Origin of the sequence: Pseudomonas sp. Fl4BN1 (assembly GCF_009908285.1) — a bacterium.
Classification (GTDB): domain Bacteria; phylum Pseudomonadota; class Gammaproteobacteria; order Pseudomonadales; family Pseudomonadaceae; genus Aquipseudomonas.
Genome location: NZ_JAAARM010000007.1, coordinates 60,502 through 78,166, shown reverse-complemented (window position 1 = coordinate 78,166; position 17,665 = coordinate 60,502). Strand labels below are relative to the sequence as shown.

Annotated in this window: 16 protein-coding genes; 8 read left to right on the top strand and 8 right to left on the bottom strand. The window is 62.6% G+C overall.

The features are described from left to right. Positions 1-96: 96 nt before the first annotated feature. The 6 genes from GV818_RS10175 to GV818_RS10150 all read right to left on the bottom strand — a co-directional run bounded on the left by GV818_RS10175 (position 97) and on the right by GV818_RS10150 (position 5,614). Complete coding sequence (locus GV818_RS10175; protein WP_161776476.1) at positions 97-1,203, bottom strand: Gfo/Idh/MocA family protein; 1,107 nt, start codon at positions 1,201-1,203, stop codon at positions 97-99. A gap of 231 nt (positions 1,204-1,434) precedes the next feature. After that, positions 1,435-2,202 (bottom strand): SDR family oxidoreductase, encoded by a 768-nt coding sequence (locus GV818_RS10170; RefSeq protein ID WP_161776475.1) that lies wholly within the window; start codon positions 2,200-2,202, stop codon positions 1,435-1,437. Between the two features lie 38 nt (positions 2,203-2,240). Further along, positions 2,241-3,308 (bottom strand): phosphotransferase family protein, encoded by a 1,068-nt coding sequence (locus tag GV818_RS10165; protein WP_161758228.1) that lies wholly within the window; start codon positions 3,306-3,308, stop codon positions 2,241-2,243. Between the two features lie 260 nt (positions 3,309-3,568). Continuing rightward, entirely contained in the window at positions 3,569-4,531 is a 963-nt protein-coding gene (locus tag GV818_RS10160; protein ID WP_161758229.1) for a 2-hydroxyacid dehydrogenase, read from the bottom strand. Positions 4,532-4,550: 19 nt separating this feature from the next. After that, complete coding sequence (locus GV818_RS10155; protein ID WP_161758230.1) at positions 4,551-4,946, bottom strand: VOC family protein; 396 nt, start codon at positions 4,944-4,946, stop codon at positions 4,551-4,553. A gap of 128 nt (positions 4,947-5,074) precedes the next feature. Beyond that, positions 5,075-5,614 (bottom strand): cysteine hydrolase family protein, encoded by a 540-nt coding sequence (locus GV818_RS10150; protein WP_161758231.1) that lies wholly within the window; start codon positions 5,612-5,614, stop codon positions 5,075-5,077. Between the two features lie 469 nt (positions 5,615-6,083). On the opposite strand from GV818_RS10150, the gene GV818_RS10145 reads away from it, so the two are divergent. The 3 genes from GV818_RS10145 to GV818_RS10135 all read left to right on the top strand — a co-directional run bounded on the left by GV818_RS10145 (position 6,084) and on the right by GV818_RS10135 (position 9,903). Continuing rightward, the gene (locus GV818_RS10145) at positions 6,084-7,364 is read left to right on the top strand and encodes a serine/threonine transporter (protein WP_161758232.1); all 1,281 of its coding nucleotides are present in this window, start codon (positions 6,084-6,086) and stop codon (positions 7,362-7,364) included. Between the two features lie 255 nt (positions 7,365-7,619). Next, a complete protein-coding gene (locus GV818_RS10140) occupies positions 7,620-8,237 on the top strand; it encodes a ParB-like protein (protein ID WP_161776474.1) in 618 nt (205 codons plus the stop codon). Next, positions 8,227-9,903 (top strand): SulP family inorganic anion transporter, encoded by a 1,677-nt coding sequence (locus GV818_RS10135; RefSeq protein WP_161758234.1) that lies wholly within the window; start codon positions 8,227-8,229, stop codon positions 9,901-9,903. Before GV818_RS10140 ends, GV818_RS10135 begins: the two co-directional genes overlap by 11 nt. A gap of 53 nt (positions 9,904-9,956) precedes the next feature. Here GV818_RS10135 and acnB read toward each other — a convergent pair whose 3' ends face one another. Continuing rightward, on the bottom strand, positions 9,957-12,566 hold the full coding sequence (gene acnB / locus GV818_RS10130; protein ID WP_161758243.1) for a bifunctional aconitate hydratase 2/2-methylisocitrate dehydratase: 2,610 nt from the start codon (positions 12,564-12,566) through the stop codon (positions 9,957-9,959). Between the two features lie 409 nt (positions 12,567-12,975). Between acnB and GV818_RS10125 the strand changes: the two genes are divergently transcribed. After that, positions 12,976-13,443, top strand: coding sequence for a DUF1289 domain-containing protein (locus GV818_RS10125; RefSeq protein WP_161758235.1), 468 nt, complete (start codon positions 12,976-12,978; stop codon positions 13,441-13,443). A 190-nt stretch (positions 13,444-13,633) separates the two neighbouring features. Here GV818_RS10125 and GV818_RS10120 read toward each other — a convergent pair whose 3' ends face one another. Further along, positions 13,634-14,497 (bottom strand): universal stress protein, encoded by an 864-nt coding sequence (locus GV818_RS10120; RefSeq protein WP_161759600.1) that lies wholly within the window; start codon positions 14,495-14,497, stop codon positions 13,634-13,636. A 233-nt stretch (positions 14,498-14,730) separates the two neighbouring features. Here GV818_RS10120 and GV818_RS10115 point away from each other — a divergent pair, with 233 nt between their 5' ends. The 4 genes from GV818_RS10115 (at position 14,731) to GV818_RS10100 (ending at position 17,661) form a co-directional block, all read left to right on the top strand. Next, a complete protein-coding gene (locus tag GV818_RS10115) occupies positions 14,731-15,336 on the top strand; it encodes a tRNA-(ms[2]io[6]A)-hydroxylase (protein ID WP_161759601.1) in 606 nt (201 codons plus the stop codon). Positions 15,337-15,509: 173 nt separating this feature from the next. Further along, positions 15,510-16,220 carry a winged helix-turn-helix domain-containing protein gene (locus tag GV818_RS10110; RefSeq protein WP_161759602.1) on the top strand — a complete coding sequence of 237 codons (711 nt, stop codon included), beginning with the start codon at positions 15,510-15,512 and terminating at the stop codon, positions 16,218-16,220. Next, positions 16,221-17,510: an ATP-binding protein gene (locus tag GV818_RS10105; RefSeq protein ID WP_161759603.1), complete on the top strand. Its 1,290-nt coding sequence runs from the start codon at positions 16,221-16,223 to the stop codon at positions 17,508-17,510. It begins immediately after the preceding gene. Continuing rightward, positions 17,500-17,661: a hypothetical protein gene (locus tag GV818_RS10100; protein ID WP_161776473.1), complete on the top strand. Its 162-nt coding sequence runs from the start codon at positions 17,500-17,502 to the stop codon at positions 17,659-17,661. The genes GV818_RS10105 and GV818_RS10100 overlap by 11 nt, the downstream gene beginning before the upstream one ends. Positions 17,662-17,665 lie beyond the last annotated feature (4 nt).

Below are 17,665 nucleotides of genomic sequence, written 5' to 3'. Positions count from 1 at the left end.
CGGCTCCTACAGACCCCCGCGATATCTGTGCCAGCCGTAGGAGCTGGCTTGCCAGCGAAGAGGCCCGCAAGACCACCCGCGCCGGCAAGCCGGTTCCTACAGTGTCACCCAGCGCTGTTCCTCGGCGGCAATGCGGATCGCCGCCGCCAGGCGCTCCACTTCCCAGGCTTCCTGGAAATCCGTGCCATGGCGACCCTGTCCGCCCAGGGCCATGATCAGCTCCTGCACCTCCAGGGTCTTGAGTTCGTTGTACCCCAACTGATGCCCAGGTGCCGGGCTGAAGGCCGCATAGCCGGGCAGGGAAGGGCCGGCCAGCAGTCGCTGGAAACCTTTCTGGCCAACCCGGTACAGGCGCAGTTCGTTGAGCCGCTCCTGATCGAAAGCCAAGGTACCCAGGGTGCCGCTGATCTCGAAACTCAGGTGGTTCTTGTAGCCATGCTTGATCCAGCTGCTGCTTACCGTGCCCCGGGCGCCATTGGCAAAGCGCAGCAAGGCGTGGGCCTGATCATCCACGTTGATGCTGCGCCGCTCCTGGCTGCCGGCGCTGATGGGCCGTTGCAGATGCACGGTCTGGGTGTCGGCGCACACGGCCTGCACCGGGCCCATGAGAAAACGCGCCATCGCCAGCAGGTGGCTGCCCAGGTCCGCCAGGGCGCCACCGGCATGCTGCGGCTCGCAGCGCCAGGACCAGGGCGAGTCCGGGTCGGCCATGAAGTCCTCGCTGAACTCCCCCTGGAAACTCACCAACTGGCCCAGCTCGCCGTTGCCAATCAGCTCCCGGGCCAGGGTGATCATCGGGTTGTGCTGGTAGTTGTAGCCGACCCGCGTCACCACCCCGGCGGCCTGGGCTGCGTGATGCATTTGCCGGGCCTGCTCGACGCTGACCGCCAGGGGCTTTTCACAGTACAACGCCTTGCCCGCCGCCAGTGCTGCCATGGCCATGGGAAAGTGCAGGTGGTTGGGGGTGGTGATCGCCACCAGGTTGACGCGGGGGTTGTCGATCAACTGTTGCCAGTCGGCGTGGGCCTGGGCAAACCCCCAGGCGCCGGCACACTGTTCGGCGCGCTGAGGATCGGCATCCGCCAGGGCTGCCAGGTGCAGGCGCACCGGCAGTTCGAAGACCGCGCTGACGCTACGAAACGCCAGGGCGTGAGCGCGACCCATGAAGCCGGTACCGATCAAGCCAATGCCAAGTTCATCCATAACCGCACCTGCAGGATTATTGTTGTAGGAAGGGCTAGTTATGGAATAAATATTCTCTAATTGCAATTACTGGAATAAAAGTTTTGACCTCGTCGTGTAGGAGCCGGCTTGCCGGCGAAAGGGCCTGTGGCGGGGCGCTGGGTTCAAGGTCCTCTTCGCTGGCACGCCAGCTCCTGCGGGAAATGAAAAAGGCAGCCAGGGAGGCTGCCTTTTGGGTGGCGCAAGTGGACTTCAGGAAAGGAAGCCACCGTCCACGTTGAGCGCAACACCAGTGGTGTAGCTTGATGCATCACTGGCCAGGTAGAGCACCGCACCGGCCATTTCGCTCGGGTCGGCCACGCGTTTGAGGGGGATCTGTGCCAGGGCGGTTTTGAGGATGGCGTCGTTCTTCACCAGGGCCGAGGCGAACTTGGTGTCGGTCAGGCCCGGCAACAAGGCGTTGCAACGGATGCCGAACGGTGCGCATTCCTTGGCGAAGACTTTGGTCATGTTGATCACCGCGGCCTTGGTCACCGAGTAGATGCCCTGGAAGATCCCCGGCGACACGCCGTTGATCGAGGCCACGTTGATGATGCTGCCGCCGCCGTTCTCGCGCATCAGCTTGCCGGCTTCCACCGACATGAAGAAGTAGCCGCGGATGTTGACGTCGACGGTCTTCTGGAAGGCGCCCAGGTCGGTGTCCAGGACGTTGCAGAACTGTGGGTTGGTGGCAGCGTTGTTGATCAGGATGTCCAGGCGTCCGAACTGCTCGCGAATCCCGGCGAAGACCTGGCTGATCTGCTCCATTTCACCGATGTGGCAGGCAACGGCGGTGGCCTTGCCGCCCGCGGCGATGATGGCGTCGGCCACATGCTGGCAGCCCTCGAGCTTGCGGCTCGAGACGATCACATGGGCACCTTGCTGGGCCAGGAGCTTGGCGATGGCCTCACCGATGCCGCGGCTGGCGCCGGAGACGAATGCGATCTTGCCGTCGAGGTCGAACAACTGAGTCTTGGACATGGTGTTTCCTTGTTGGGCGGTCGGGTGCCGGGGCGCTGTCAGAGGCTGGATTTGCCGATGACTTGCAGGCTCATCTGCTCCAGCAGTGTGTTCATGTGGATGAACTGTGCGAAGCGTTTGTCCTGGGTCTGGCCGTGGTAGAAGCGGTAGTAGATCTGCTGCACGATGCCGGCCAGGCGGAACAGGCCATAGGTGTAGTAGAAGTCGAAGTTGCCGATCTGCAGACCTGCGCGCTCGGCGTAGTAGTCGACGAACTGCTGGCGGGTCAGCATGCCCGGAGCGTTGCTCGGCTGGCGGCGCATCAGTTGCACCGGCGCCGGGTCGGCGGCTTCGATCCAATAGGCCAAGGTGTTGCCCAGGTCCATCAGCGGATCACCCAGGGTGGTCAGTTCCCAGTCCAGCACGCCGATGATCTGCATCGGGTTCTGCGGGTCGAGGATCACGTTGTCGAAGCGGTAGTCGTTGTGCACGATGCTCGAAGTCGGATGGTCGGCGGGCATCTTGTCGTTGAGCCAGGCCTTCACCGCTTGCCACTGCGGTGCGTCGGGGGTCAGGGCCTTTTCGTAACGATCGCTCCAGCCCTTGATCTGGCGCTGCACGTAACCTTCGGGCTTGCCCAGGTCGCCCAGGCCGCAGGCGTTGTAGTCGACCCGGTGCAGTTCGACCAAGCGGTCGATGAAGCTCTTGCACAGGGTTTGGGTCTGGTTCGCGTCGAGCCCCAACTCCGGCGGCAAATCGGAGCGCAGGATGATGCCCTTGACCCGTTCCATGACATAGAACTCGGCGCCGATCACCGCTTCGTCGGTGCAATGCACGTAGGCTTTGGGGCAGTACGGAAAACCCTCGCGCAGCTGATTGAGGATCCGGAACTCGCGGCCCATGTCGTGGGCGGACTTGGCCTTGTGGCCGAAGGGTGGGCGGCGCAGGACGAACTCCTGGCCGGGGTATTCCAGCAGGTAGGTGAGGTTCGAGGCACCGCCCGGGAACTGGCTGATCTGCGGCGTGCCGGTCAGGCCTGGAATCTGTGCCTTGAGGTACGGATCGATCAGGCTGGCATCGAGTTCCTCGCCGGAGCGCGTTCGGGTGGATTGGTCTGTAAGCGCCATGCTTATCCCTTCTGCTTATTCTGGAGGCCAGAGATTATTGGCTAATCTAATGCGCCTACTGGCCCCTCACAATCGCGGCGGGCCTTTATAGGTGCGCGTGTTGCTGGACAATCATTGCTTTTGATACAAGCGTTTGAATCTGTAGCAACCGGCTTGCCGGCCAACCGAGTGTTCCTGGTTGCGAGGCGGTCGCTGGATCATTGTCATTGGCGAACGCAACAACCCCCGGTCGCCGTTACGAGCATAGGCCGTGCTTTCTATCAGGGGACGTTTCGGTTCGGCGCGGGCAGTGCCACCGGGGTCAGCAGCGGCTGGTCGGCGAAGTGCGCGAGCAGGTTGCGGCCGACCATTGCCACGGTGTCCTGGCTGGCCTGGGGCGAGAGCCCGGCGACGTGGGGTGTCAGCACTGTGTTGTCCAGGGCCTTGAGGCGTTCCGGCACCCCTGGCTCGTCATCGAACACATCCAGGGCCGCGCCGGCAATCCGCCGTTGTTCCAGGACCTGCAGCAGTGCGTCGGTGTCGACCACGCTGGCGCGGGCAATGTTCACCAGGAACCCCTCCGGGCCAAGAGCCTCGAGCACGGGGGAGCCCACCAAGTGTTGGGTCTCGGCGCCGCCGGGCGTGGCAATTACCAGCACGTCCGAGTCCTGCGCCAGCTCAACCAGGGTTGGGTAAAAGCGGTAGGGCTGGTCCGGTCTTGGCTGACGGCTGTGATAACCCACCGTCATGTCGAAACCCAGGGCGCAGCGCCGGGCGATCGCCTGGCCCACGGCGCCGAGGCCAAGGATCCCCAGGCGCATGCCGGCCAGGGACGGGCGCATGACTTTTGGCCATTGACCCTGGCGCACGGCGGCATCGGCCTGGGGAATGCCGCGCACCAGGGACAGCAGCAATGCCAGGGTGTGATCGGCCACGGAGGAGGCATTGACCCCGGCGCCATTGGTCACGGCAACCCCGTGGTTGCTCGCGGCTTGCAGGTCCACCTGCTCATAGCCGGCGCCGATCACGCAGATGATCTGCAGCTGGGGCAGGGCAGCGATCTCCGCCGCTGTCAGGCCCAGGGGGCCACGGGTCAGTACCGCGTCGATCTGTCCGGCATGGGTCTTGATTGCCTGGGCACGCTCGGCGGGCGTCGGCGCCAGGATCAGCTGGAAGCCCTGCTGTTCGAGCAGGGGCAGGTAGGCGTTGACGTTTTCAACCAGGACCAGGACGGTGGCGTGCATCAAGGATTTCCTCCGGGGGTTAACGGGGCAGGGGCTGGCGCAGTTGGAAGACGTTGCCTTCCGGGTCGACGCCGTCGCAGACCCGGGCCTCCTTGAACAGCCATTCGCGTTGGCTTTCGTACAGTTGGCCACCGGCGGCGGCAGCACGCTGGCGGGCCTGTTGCAGATCGTCGACCTGGAACACTGGCTTGCAGGGCGAGTCGCTGCGGGGGCGGGGCGGGACCTCTAACTGGATGCGTTCGGCAAGCGCCGCAGGCACCTGGACCAGGGTCAGTTCGAAGCCCTGGTGCTCGAGTTGCAGGTAGTCGTCGTGTCGTTCGCTGATTGGCCAGCCGAGGAGTTCGGCATAGAACTGCGCGAGGGTGGCCGGGTGAACGCTGTAGAGCACGCATCCGGCGACGGTCGTGGCACTCATGGAGAACTCCATAAAGGCGAGGAAAGGGCTCAAGAGTGCGGTTTTGCTGGAACTTTGGCAATGCTCGGTGAGGCCCTTGCCGGGGGGGCTGCGCCGTTGCCGGCGCGACCCGGGTAGGGGGCAGGTTTCTAGAAAGTCAGATCATGGGTCTTGGCCAGGCGCACGAAGGGGCCGTTCAAGGTGGCGTTATGGTGGGCAATGATTTTTTTCGCCCCCAGCAGCGGTGTGTCCATGCAGGTGTGGGCGTCCTCCGCCAGCAGCACCGTGAAACCCAGGTCGCCGGCGGCGCGGCAGGTGGCATCTACGCAGTACTGGGTCTTCATGCCGACGATCACCAGTTCATTGACCTCGGCGTCTTGCAGGTGCTCGGCCAGCCCGGTGCCGACAAAGCAGCTGGGGCGGGTCTTGTTCAGCACGCAGTCCTGTTCTTCATCCAGCTCCAGGGTGGGCAGCAACTGCCAGAACGCGCTGCCGGCGGCGATTGGGGAATCGGCGGGGCCGGTATGACGCATGGCGAAGATCGGCGCCCCGGCCTGGCGGGCGCGGCGGATCAGCTGGTTGATGTTTTCCAGGACTTGTTCGCGCTTGTAGGGTTTGTCCGGTCCGTTGAACAGTCCGACCTGCATGTCGATGACCAGCAGGGCACGCTTGGCATGGGTTGAAGGCATCTTGTCTCTCCTTGTAGGCCAGGTGGACGGAGAAACAAAAGGCCCCGTCCATTGCTGGCGGGGCCTTGGTTTTACTGTGCTTGCTTCATCCTGCACAGCCACCACACGACCCGCCGAAGGCAGTCGTGGTGCTAGTGACAGGGTTGAGCGCGTAAATATTCATGGGGCGGATCATGCCGTCGTCAGATGAATCTTGTCAACGCGATACCCGGCTCTGGCCCGCCCCCCGAAGCACCGGCCGATGCCCGTGGTGGTGTTGCCGAGTATCGGCAAAGTGGCGGGCCAGACACCTCGGTCCGCAGGAAGAATTTATCTGCGGCGTACAAACCGTTCCTCAGCTGAGTCTATGCAGCGCCCTTGGAATCCCGGACAATCGCGCCCCCCCTGTTTCGGTCGAGGCACTTATCGTCGGGTACTCCGACTCGCCCTGACCGAATGGCAAACGACCGGAATGTGGAGATCCCACCGGATGAATGATCAGGCCAACAGCGTCGATCAACGCTTTGAAGCGGCAGCCCCAGCAACTCTGAGCCGCTGGAACCGCCAAGACACCACCTGGATGCTGGGCCTGTTTGGCACCGCGATCGGTGCGGGTACCCTGTTTCTGCCCATCAATGCCGGCCTGGGTGGCTTCTGGCCGCTGCTGATCCTGGCGCTGCTGGCATTCCCCATGACCTTCTATGCGCACCGCGGGCTGACCCGCTTCGTGCTCTCTGGACGTGACGGTGCGGACATCACCGAAGTGGTGGAAGAGCACTTCGGGATCAAGGCCGGTGCGCTGATCACCTTGCTCTATTTCTTCGCGATCTTCCCGATCCTGCTGATCTACAGCGTGGCCCTGACCAATACGGTCGGCAGCTTCATGGAGCACCAGTTGCATATCGCGCCGCCACCGCGGGCGATCCTGTCCCTGCTGCTGATCCTCGGCCTGCTGGCCGTGGTGCGCTGCGGCGAGCAGGTGATCGTCAAGGCCATGAGCCTGATGGTCTATCCGTTCATCGTCGCCTTGCTGTTCCTCGCGGTGTTCCTGGTGCCTCACTGGAATGGCGGCATCCTCGCTACCGCGAGCGATGTACCGGCCCCTTCGGCCTTCCTGCATACCCTGTGGCTGGCGATTCCGGTGATGGTGTTCTCGTTCAACCACTCGCCGATCATCTCGGCCTTTGCCGTGGACCAGAAGCGTCGCTATGGCCAGCACGCTGAAGAGCGCAGCTCGCAGATCCTCTCCCGCGCCCACCTGCTGATGGTGGCCATGGTGCTGTTCTTCGTCTTCAGCTGCGTATTGACCCTGTCGCCTGCGCAACTGGCGGAAGCCAAGGCGCAGAACCTGTCGATCCTGTCTTACCTGGCCAACCACTTCAGCAACCCGACCATCGCCTTCGCTGCGCCGTTGATTGCCTTCGTGGCCATTTCCAAGTCCTTCCTGGGTCACTACATCGGTGCCAGCGAGGGCCTCAAGGGCCTGATCATCAAGAGTGGTCGACGTCCGGCGGCGAAAACCCTGGACCGCATGACCGCAGCCTTCATGCTGGTGATCTGCTGGGTGGTGGCGACCCTCAATCCGAGCATCCTGGGGATGATCGAAACCCTCGGTGGCCCGGTGATCGCCTCGATCCTGTTCCTGATGCCGATGTACGCGATCCGCAAGGTACCGGCCATGGCCCGTTATCGCGGCCAGGCGTCCAATGTGTTCGTGACCCTGGTGGGCCTGGTCGCTATTACGGCATTGGTGTACTCGCTGGCTTCTTGAGTCCTGGCTTGCCCATCAGGCGGGTTGGTCCGATGGGGTGAGCGGTTGCAAACGACGCCGCCGGTGCTGTGAAAGCACCGGCGGCGTTTTTGTTTGCGTCCTGGGAGCAGGTGGCGGTGTGGCGCCTGGTGGCCTCGGGAGTGCGGATGCAGGCGCGGGGTGAGCAAGCACGGTTGCAGGAAGTTGACGGAGATCCTCTGCCGCCGGGGAATAAAGGTCTAAGCTGATGATTTTGTTCCTGTCTGGAGTCACTTCATGGCCCGTGCCCGCCCGCAGTTGATCCGCGCCCGTCTGGAGACCCTGCACCCGACCCAACTCACCGTGGGGCTGGCCGAAGTTCAGGCCAAGCGCCAGGAATGGCAACAGCTCAAGCGCAAGGCGCGGACGGCTGCGCTGAACGATCACTGGTTTCCCTGCGTGCTGGGTCCCCGGCAGCGTTATTACATCGTCGATCACCACCACTTCGGCCTGGCCTTGCTGCAGGAAGAGGTGAAAGAGGTGCCGTTGCTGGTGCTCAAGGACCTGTCCTTTGTCGAGCCGGACAGCTTCTGGGAAGTGATGGGGTTCAACCAGTGGGCCCATCCCTATGACGCTCAGGGCGTGCGGCGCTCTTTCGAGCGCATCCCCGGGCGCATCCTCGACCTGCAGGACGATCCGTATCGCAGCCTGGCCGGCTTGTTGCGCCGCGCCGGTGGTTTTGCCAAGGACGCCACACCGTTCAGCGAGTTCCTCTGGGCGGACTTTTTCCGCCGGCGCATCGACATCGAGGCGTTGGGCAAGCTGGGGGCCAAGGTCCGGGCCCGCGGCATGAAGCTGGCCCGCAGCCAGGACGCACGTTACTTGCCAGGATGGGTGGGCCAGATTGTCGACTGATCAAGGGCAGGTTGCTGCCACTCCCGCGCCCCGGCGTTCTCGGGACCTGCTGGCTGGCTTGTCCATCGCTGGCCTGTTGCTGCCGGAAGCGGTGGCCTATTCGAGCATCGCTGCCTTGCCGCCCCAGGCCGGGGTCATTGCTCTGTTCGCCGGGCTGCTGTGCTATGGCTTGTTCGGTACCAGCCGCTTCGCCATCGTCTCGGCCACGTCCTCCTCGGCGGCGGTGCTGGCAGCGGCAACCCTGTCCCTGGCCGGGGGCGATGCGCAATTGCGCTTGACCCTGGCGTTTGCCCTGGTGCTGCTGACCGGGGTCTTCTTCTTGCTCGCCGGGCTGTTTCGCCTGGGGGGCGTGACCGCCTTCATCGCCAAACCGGTGCTGCGCGGCTTTGCTTTCGGCCTGGCGCTGACCATTGTGCTCAAGCAGTTCGCCACGGTGGTCGGGGTGCACTTGAGCACCGGCAACCTGGTGCGCTTTCTGCCGCAGTTGCTCGAGCAATGGCCCCAGTGGAACTGGGCCGGCGCCGGAGTCGCGGCGGCGGCCTTGCTGGTGCTGGCGATCTGTTCGCGAATTCCCTATGTGCCCGGGGGGCTGGTGGCCGTGGTCCTTGGCATCGGGGCCGGGCAGTGGTTGAACCTGCCGGCCCACGGCGTCGACCTGATCGGTGTTATCGAGCTCAATCTGGAGGTGCCGAGCCTGCCGCAGCTGCCGTTCGCCGACTGGCTGCGGCTGGGAGAGCTGGCGTTCGCGCTGGTGATGATCCTGTATGCCGAATCCTATGGTTCCATCAGCTCCTTTGCCTTGAAGCACGGCGACCGGGTGTCGTCCAACCGCGACTTGCTGGCCCTGGGTGCGTCCAACCTGGTGTCGGGGCTGTTCCATGGCATGCCCGCTGGCGCCGGTTACTCGGCCACCTCGGCCAACGAGGCGGCGGGGGCCCGGTCGCGGCTGGCCGGGCTGACTGCCGCTGCGGTGATGCTGGTCATCGTGCTCACCGTGCTGCCCTACATTGCCTTGACCCCGGAGCCGGTACTGGCGGCGATCGTCATGTATGCCCTGGGCCATGGCTTGAGCCTGCAGCCTTTGGGGCGCTATTTCATTTGGCGTCGGGACCGGGTGCTGGTGATCTGTGCGGTGATGGCAGTGCTGGTGCTGGGGGTGCTGGACGGCCTGCTGCTTTCCGTGGGCGTGAGCATTTTGTTGATGCTGCGCCAGTTGTCGTCAGCGGACATCCAGATTCTCGGCCAACTGGGCAGTGGTCACGACTTTGTCGACCTGAGCCGCCATCCCCAGGCCCGTCAGGTGCCGGGTATCCTGATCCTGCGTCCGGGTGAGGCGCTGTTCTTTGCCAACGCCGAGCGCATCCTCGGTGGTGCGTTGAGCCTGATCCGCCATGTCGAGGCGCCGATCCACACCATCATCCTCAGCCTGGAGGAGTCCCCGGACCTGGACGGCACCAGCATCGAGGCACTGGACGAGTTCTTCCGTCAGGTCAGCCTCGAGCACAAGCAGCTGGCCCTGGCTCGGCTCAAGCACGAGGCCAGGAATGCCCTCGCGGCCTTGCCATCAAGTGCCGAGTATCAGGTGCTGCTCAGTGGTACCAGTGTCGACGACACGCTGCAGGAGAGCCTGCGGGGCTGGAGGGCCGGGGAGTTATCCCAGGCATAAAAAACGCCGCGTATCGTGGGATACGCGGCGTTCCTTTCTACAACGCTACAACCTTAGGCTTGCACCACCGGGATGTTGGCGTTGGCGGCCGCTTCACGGAACTCGGCGATCTGGTCGAAGCTCAGGTAGCGGTACACGTCCGCTGCCATGCTGTCGATCTTGCCAGCGTATTCCATGTACTCCTCGACGGTCGGCAGGCGACCCAGGATCGATGCAACGGACGCCAGCTCGGCTGAGGCCAGGTAGACGTTCGCGCCGTCACCCAGACGGTTCGGGAAGTTACGGGTAGAAGTCGACACCACGGTGGAGTTCGGTTCTACACGTGCCTGGTTACCCATGCACAGCGAGCATCCCGGCATTTCCATGCGCGCGCCGGCCTTGCCGTAGATGCCGTAGTAGCCTTCTTCGGTCAGCTGGTGAGCGTCCATCTTGGTCGGTGGCGACAACCACAGACGAGTTGGCAGCTGACCCTTGACCTGATCCAGCAGCTTACCGGCCGCGCGGAAGTGACCGATGTTGGTCATGCACGAGCCGATGAACACTTCGTCGATCTTCTCGCCAGCAACGCTGGACAGCAGACGGGCGTCGTCCGGATCGTTTGGCGCGCAGAGCACAGGCTCCTTGATATCGGCCAGGTCGATCTCGATGATTTCGGCGTATTCAGCGTCAGCATCGGCAACCATCAGCTCAGGGTTGGCAACCCAGGCTTCCATCGCTTGCGCACGACGTTCCAGGGTCCGCGCATCGCCGTAGCCTTCGCCGATCATCCAGCGCAGCAGGGTGATGTTGGAGTTCAGGTACTCGGTGATGGAGTCTTTCGACAGCTTGATGGTGCAACCGGCAGCCGAACGTTCGGCCGAGGCGTCGGACAGCTCGAAAGCTTGTTCGATGCTCAGGTTGTCCAGGCCTTCGATTTCCAGGATGCGGCCGGAGAAAGCGTTCTTCTTGCCTTTCTTCTCGACGGTCAGCAGGCCAGCCTGGATCGCGAAGTAAGGGATGGCATGCACCAGGTCACGCAGGGTAACGCCCGGTTGCATCTCACCTTTGAAGCGCACCAGGATCGATTCCGGCATGTCCAGCGGCATCACCCCAGTGGCTGCAGCAAATGCCACCAGGCCGGAACCGGCCGGGAAGGAAATGCCCATCGGGAAACGGGTGTGCGAGTCACCACCGGTACCGACGGTGTCCGGCAGCAGCATGCGGTTCAGCCACGAGTGGATGATGCCGTCGCCCGGACGCAGGGAAACGCCGCCGCGGGTCATGATGAAGTCGGGCAGGGTGTGGTGCGTGGTGACGTCGATCGGCTTTGGATACGCCGCGGTGTGGCAGAACGACTGCATCACCAGGTCGGTGGAGAAGCCCAGGCACGCCAGGTCTTTGAGTTCATCACGGGTCATTGGACCGGTGGTGTCCTGGGAGCCGACGGTGGTCATTTTCGGTTCGCAGTAGGTACCTGGACGAACACCTTTGCCTTCTGGCAGGCCGCACGCCTTGCCGACCATTTTCTGTGCCAGGGTGTAGCCCTTGCCAGTGTCGACAGGTGCTTCAGGCAGTTTGAACAGATCGGTAGGGCCCAGGCCCAGCTCGGCACGAGCCTTGTCAGTCAGGCCGCGACCGATGATCAGCGGGATACGGCCGCCGGCACGAACTTCGTCCAACAGAACCGGAGTCTTCATTTCGAAGGTGGTCAGGACTTCGTCGGTGCCGTGTTTGCAGACTTTGCCAGCATGCGGGTACAGGTCGATCACGTCGCCCATGTTCATGTTGGTCACGTCGAATTCGATCGGCAGTGCGCCAGCATCTTCCATGGTGTTGTAGAAGATTGGAGCGATCTTGCTGCCGAAGCAGAAACCGCCAGCACGCTTGTTCGGTACGTAAGGAACGTCGTCGCCGAAGAACCACAGCACCGAGTTGGTTGCCGATTTACGCGACGAACCGGTACCGACCACGTCACCGACGTAGGCGATCGGGAAGCCTTGGCCGCGCATTTCCTCGATCTGTTTCATCGGGCCGGTAACGCCCTGGACGTCAGGAACGATGCCTTCACGGGCCATTTTCAGCATGGCCAGAGCGTGCAGCGGGATGTCCGGGCGGGACCAGGCGTCCGGGGCAGGGGACAGGTCGTCGGTGTTGGTTTCGCCAGTGACCTTGAACACCCGCAGGCTGATCTTGTCGGCCAGTACCGGACGGTTCTGGAACCACTCGCCGTCAGCCCAGGATTGCAGCACGCCTTTGGCGTGAGCGTTGCCGTTCTTGGCTTTTTCCGCGACGTCGTGGAAGGCATCGAACATCAGCAGGGTGTGCTTGAGTTGCGCGGCAGCGACCGGTGCCAGTTCGGCGTCGTCGAGCAGGTCAACCAGAGTCACGATGTTGTAGCCGCCTTGCATGGTGCCAAGCAGTTCAACAGCGCGCTTTTTGTCGATCAGAGGGGAAGTGGCTTCGCCTTTGGCGAGGGCGGACAGGAAGCCAGCCTTTACATAGGCTGCTTCGTCCACACCAGGTGGAATGCGGTTGGTGATCAGGTCAACCAGGAAAGCTTCTTCGCCAGCCGGGGGATTCTTCAGCAGCTCGACCAGGCCTGCAGTTTGTTCGGCGTTAAGCGGCTGGGGAACGATACCCAGTGCTGCGCGCTCTTCGATATGTTTGCGGTAGGCTTCAAGCACAGTTATTACCCTCATCAGTGGTCCCAAATGGGTGTCCGGGACGCTCATCCCGAAATTGCCGTACTCATGCGCTGCGTGGCGTTGTGGGCCACTTAGCCAGAATTACCGACAATTCCTTACAGAAGCTGCTTTCAAAGTTTTACGCCTGCAGAACGGGGAGCTGATGAGGGTTGGCGTTGAGTTTTTCCCCGCTGGAAAAACCCCTCGCCAACACCGCTCTGAAGGAACGACTGTGCTCGTGACGCTTTGAAAACAGCTTCAAACGGACATTGGCGCCTAAAAAGGCTGGCTAATTCTACGGCAAAAAAAATCTAAACGTAAGTTGGCGTATTAAAGTTTGAGGGGTGATCAATGTTAGACAAAGGGCTAACATGCCGACCTGTTTTGTTTTTCCGCGTGCTGTCTATCTATGCCCAATCAGACTATCAAGACCCCCTGCGTCGGCCTCTGCTCCACCGTCTACGGTGACCTGGTGTGCCGTGGCTGCAAGCGTTTCCACCATGAAGTGATCAACTGGAACGGTTACAACGAGGAAGAGAAACGCGCGGTCTGGTTGCGTCTGGAGCAACTGCTGGTGCAGGTAATGGCGGGCAAGCTGGAAGTCTTCGATTCGCCACGCCTGCGCGAGCAGCTGGAGCAGCGCAAGATTCGCTTCGTGCCGCATCAGTCGGAGTATTGCTGGGCCTATCAACTGATTGCCCGGGGCGCCCGGGTGATCAACCAGCTGGATGCCTATGGGATGGTGTTGCTGCCGGAGTTTCGCGACTGGAGCCTGCCAGAGTTGCGCGATGCCATTGATCGGGAATTCTTCCTGCTATCGGAAGCCCATTACCAGCGCTACATCGCCCCGGGGTTCCTCAAGGACGCCCTGGGCTGATTCCCCCCTCGGAAATGCCATCGTAGGAGCTGGCTTGCCAGCGAAGGCGCCCGCAAGGGCGGTACAAGGCCCGAAGGCCTCTTCGCCGGCAAGCCGGCTCCTACGCAAATGGCTCTGTAGGCGCTGGCTTGCCGGCGAAAGCGTCGTCATGGGCGGCGCAGGTTACGCAGTGGCGTAGCGGGGAGGGGGCTCAGGCCTTGGCCGCCAGCTCTTCCAGGTGGTCCATGATGTCTGCCGGCTTGAGCACCAGCACGTCGCTGTCCAGGGAATCAAGCACCACTTCGGCGGTGTTGCCGATCAGGGCCCCCGAGAACCCGGTCCGTGCCACGGTGCCGATGATTGTCAGTACCGCCCCCAGCTTGTGCGCCAGGTGTGGAATCAATACGTCTGCCGGGCCCTCCTCGATGTGCAGGTGCTGGTCGTCGATGTCGAACTCGGCCTGGAAGGTCTGGCACTGCTCGCGGTAACGCGCCTCGATGGTTTCCTTGAGCTGAAATACCGGATCGGCCGCCGACAGCATCGGTGATGGATGGGCACTGATCACATGCAGCTGGGCCTTGGCCAGGCTGGCGATGTCGAAGCCATAGTCGACGATGCTGGCGTGCAGGGCCCGATGTTCGCCGTCCATGTTGCCGACGTCGATCGCTGCCATGACCACACCGCCGGCCCAGGGCGTGGCAGTCTTGACCAGCAGCACCGGGGTCGGGCAGTAGCGCAGCAGTTTCCAGTCCGCCGGAGTCAGCAGGGCCTTTTTCAGCGGGGTGTCGGGCAGGTGTTGCTTGATCACCAGGCCGCAGCCTTCGGCTTGCTGCACCTCGATGATGGTTTCGTGCAGGCTCTCGTTCCAGGCTTGCTCGGTGGTGACGCTGTAGCCTTCGCCGCTCAGGCTGCTCTTGAGGACGCTGAGCAGCGCCGAGTGTTCGTGCTTCTTATCGCAGACCAGCAGGTGCAGATGGGCCTGGGTGACCCCGGCAATCAGCTTGGCGCGCTTGAGGGCGAGACTTTCGCCAGGCGTGGGATCGATGACCACCAGGATGCTGCGGATACTTTGCATGATCGGGATCTCCAGGAAAGGATGAACGGCTACCGTGCACAACTATAGTTGCTCGCGCCCAGAGCGGATGTTGATGCATATCAAGCGCGGCGGCTGGTGGTCTGCGGCATGGCCGGTATAATCGCCAGCCTTTTCGCTGTGAAGCCTTCTTGTCTCGTGAGCCTCATGTTATCGATCACTGATAGTGCCGCCATCCAGCTCCCGGCTGTGGTGGATTGCTCGGAAATACCCCGATGAACTTTCCGGAAATTAATGACTTTCTTGGCTGCCAGACCCCCGACGCCTGGGTCCAGGCCGCCCTGGCCGACCAGGAAACCCTGCTGATCGACCACAAGAACTGCGAGTTCAAGGCCGCCAGCACCGCCTTGAGCCTGATCGCCAAGTACCACTCCCATGTCGACCTGATCAACATGATGTCGCGCCTGGCCCGGGAAGAGCTGGTGCACCACGAACAGGTCATGCGCCTGATGAAGAAGCGCAAGGTCGAGCTACGCCAGCTGCACGCCGGGCGCTACGCCTCGGGCCTGCGCAAGGTGGTGCGCAGCCACGAGCCGGTGAAACTGGTGGACACCCTGGTGGTGGGCGCCTTTATCGAGGCCCGCAGCTGCGAGCGCTTCGAAGCCCTGGTGCCGCACCTGGATGAGGAGCTGGGCAAGTTCTACTTCGGCCTGCTGAAAAGCGAGGCCCGCCATTACCAGGGTTATCTGAAGCTGGCTTATCAATACGGTGACGCCAAGGACATTGCCCAGGTGATCGACAAGGTAAGAGCCGCGGAGCAGGAACTGATCGAGTCGCCGGATCAGGAATTCCGCTTCCACAGTGGCGTGCCGGCCTGGTAAACACGCGGCCCCTGTGTAAAAGCAGGGGCAAATTGTTAAAAACTCTTAAAAAAATGAAACTTCGCGCAAAAACCACTCCAGACCCCCGGTTTTGTGGCGGACGTTAGCCTTTCTTTAATCCTTTGCCGCCTATAATGCGCGCACTCAAATCGTGCGTTCACAGACTGGTATTTATGGATAACCTGGGTCTTGGCAAAGTGCTGCTGGTGGAAGATGACGAGAAGCTCGCTGGGCTGATCGCGCATTTCCTGTCCCAGCATGGCTTTGAAGTGCTGACGGTCCACCGTGGTGATGTGGCCCTCGCGGCGTTTCTCGAATTCAAACCGAAACTGGTGGTGCTCGACCTGATGTTGCCAGGGCAGAGCGGTCTGCACGTGTGCCGGGAAATCCGCGCGGTGTCCGATACCCCCATCGTCATCCTCACGGCCAAGGAAGACGACCTCGATCATATCCTCGGCCTGGAGTCCGGCGCGGACGACTATGTGATCAAGCCGATCAAGCCGGCGGTGCTGCTGGCGCGCCTGCGGGCCTTGCAACGGCGCCAGGTGCCGGAAGCGACGACCCCGCGCGGGGCCCTGGAATTTGGTGTGCTGAGCATCGATCGCAGCAGTCGCGAGGTGCGCCTCTCCGGCGAGCCGATCGAGCTGACCACCATGGAGTTCGAACTGCTCTGGCTGCTGGCCAGCGCGGCGGGCAAGACCCTGTCCCGTGACGACATTCTCAACCGCATGCGCGGCATCGAGTTTGACGGTCTCAACCGCAGTGTCGACGTCTACATCAGCAAGCTGCGCAACAAGCTCAAGGACAATCCGCGTGAGCCGGTCTGCATCAAGACGGTGTGGGGCAAGGGCTATCTGTTCAATCCGTTTGGCTGGGAGGTTTGAATGCTGCGGCTATTTCTCGGCTTGTACCTGTTCCTGGCCCTGGGTTTCGCCGGGGCCATGACGGCGGTGCAGCACATCTTCATGCACTACCTGGCAGCCGACCTGATCGAGTCCTACAACCGCGATGCGGTGCGTGGGCCGGCCTACAGCCTGGGCGAGCAGTTGCGGCCTTTCGACGAGGCCGGGCGCAAGCACCAGTTGGAGCTGCTCAAGCCCCATTACGGGTTGTTGCTCAAACTGGTGAAGGCCGATGAACTGGGCCTCACCGAGCGTGAGCAAGCCCTGCTGGGCTCCAACCAACTGGTGGTCCGCGAAGAGTTCACCGAGTTCATTTCCAGCATCGACGGCGGCTCGCAGCTGCTGAGCATCAAGCTGCCGGAAGACCCGCCTCTGACCCTGCTCTACAACATTGCCGCCTATGCCTTGCTCGGGGCGCTGGTGGGCATCGTCCTGTACTTCTGGGTCCGGCCGCACTGGCGTGACCTGGAGCGCCTGCGCCTGGCGGCCGAGCGGTTTGGCGACAATGACCTGAGCACCCGGCTGCATCTTTCGCGACGTTCCAATATCCGCGACCTGGCCCAGCACTTCAATCGCATGGCGGCGCGTATCGAGGGGCTGATCGCCAATCAGCGCGAGCTGACCAACGCGGTGTCCCACGAGTTGCGCACGCCGATCGCGCGCCTGTCCTTTGAACTCGACCAACTCCAGCAGCAACCGGACCCTGAGGAAAATCGCGAACTGATCGCCGACATGTACGCAGACCTTGGCGAACTGGAGGAAATGGTTTCCGAGCTGCTGAGCTACGCCAGCCTGGAGCACGGTGCGGCGACGATCAATCGGGAAAACATCCAGGCCCAGAGCTGGCTCGACAGTGTGGTCGGCAGCGTTACTCTGGAGGCCGAGGCGGCCGGGGTGCAGTTGTTGATACGTTCCTGCCAGGTGGAGTACGTGCGTATCGAGCCGCGCTTCATGGCCCGGGCGGTGATCAACCTGTTGCGCAACGCCATTCGTTACGCTGACCGGCGGGTGGAGGTGTCCCTGGTCCGCCTGGAGCACGGCTACGAAGTGCGGGTCAACGATGATGGCCCGGGCGTGCCGGTGGACGGACGGGAAAAGGTCTTTGAACCCTTCTCCCGCCTCGATGCCAGCCGCGACCGTCGTACCGGCGGCTTCGGCCTGGGCCTGGCGCTGGTACGGCGCGTATCGCAATGGCATGGGGGCAAGGTTGAAGTGGTGGATTCGGAGTGGGGCGGGGCCTCGTTCCGCATGACTTGGGCCCATGTCGATTGAGTTCGACCAAGCCCTTGTAGCGGCTGGCGGACCTGCGATCGAACGCCCAGTGGACGCAGGTCCGCTGGGCGTCGAAGTGCCAGCCGGCCAGGGCCTGGCCGCCGCCCTTGACCAGGGCAAGCCGGCCCATGATCACGGGCCGGTTCATTGACACC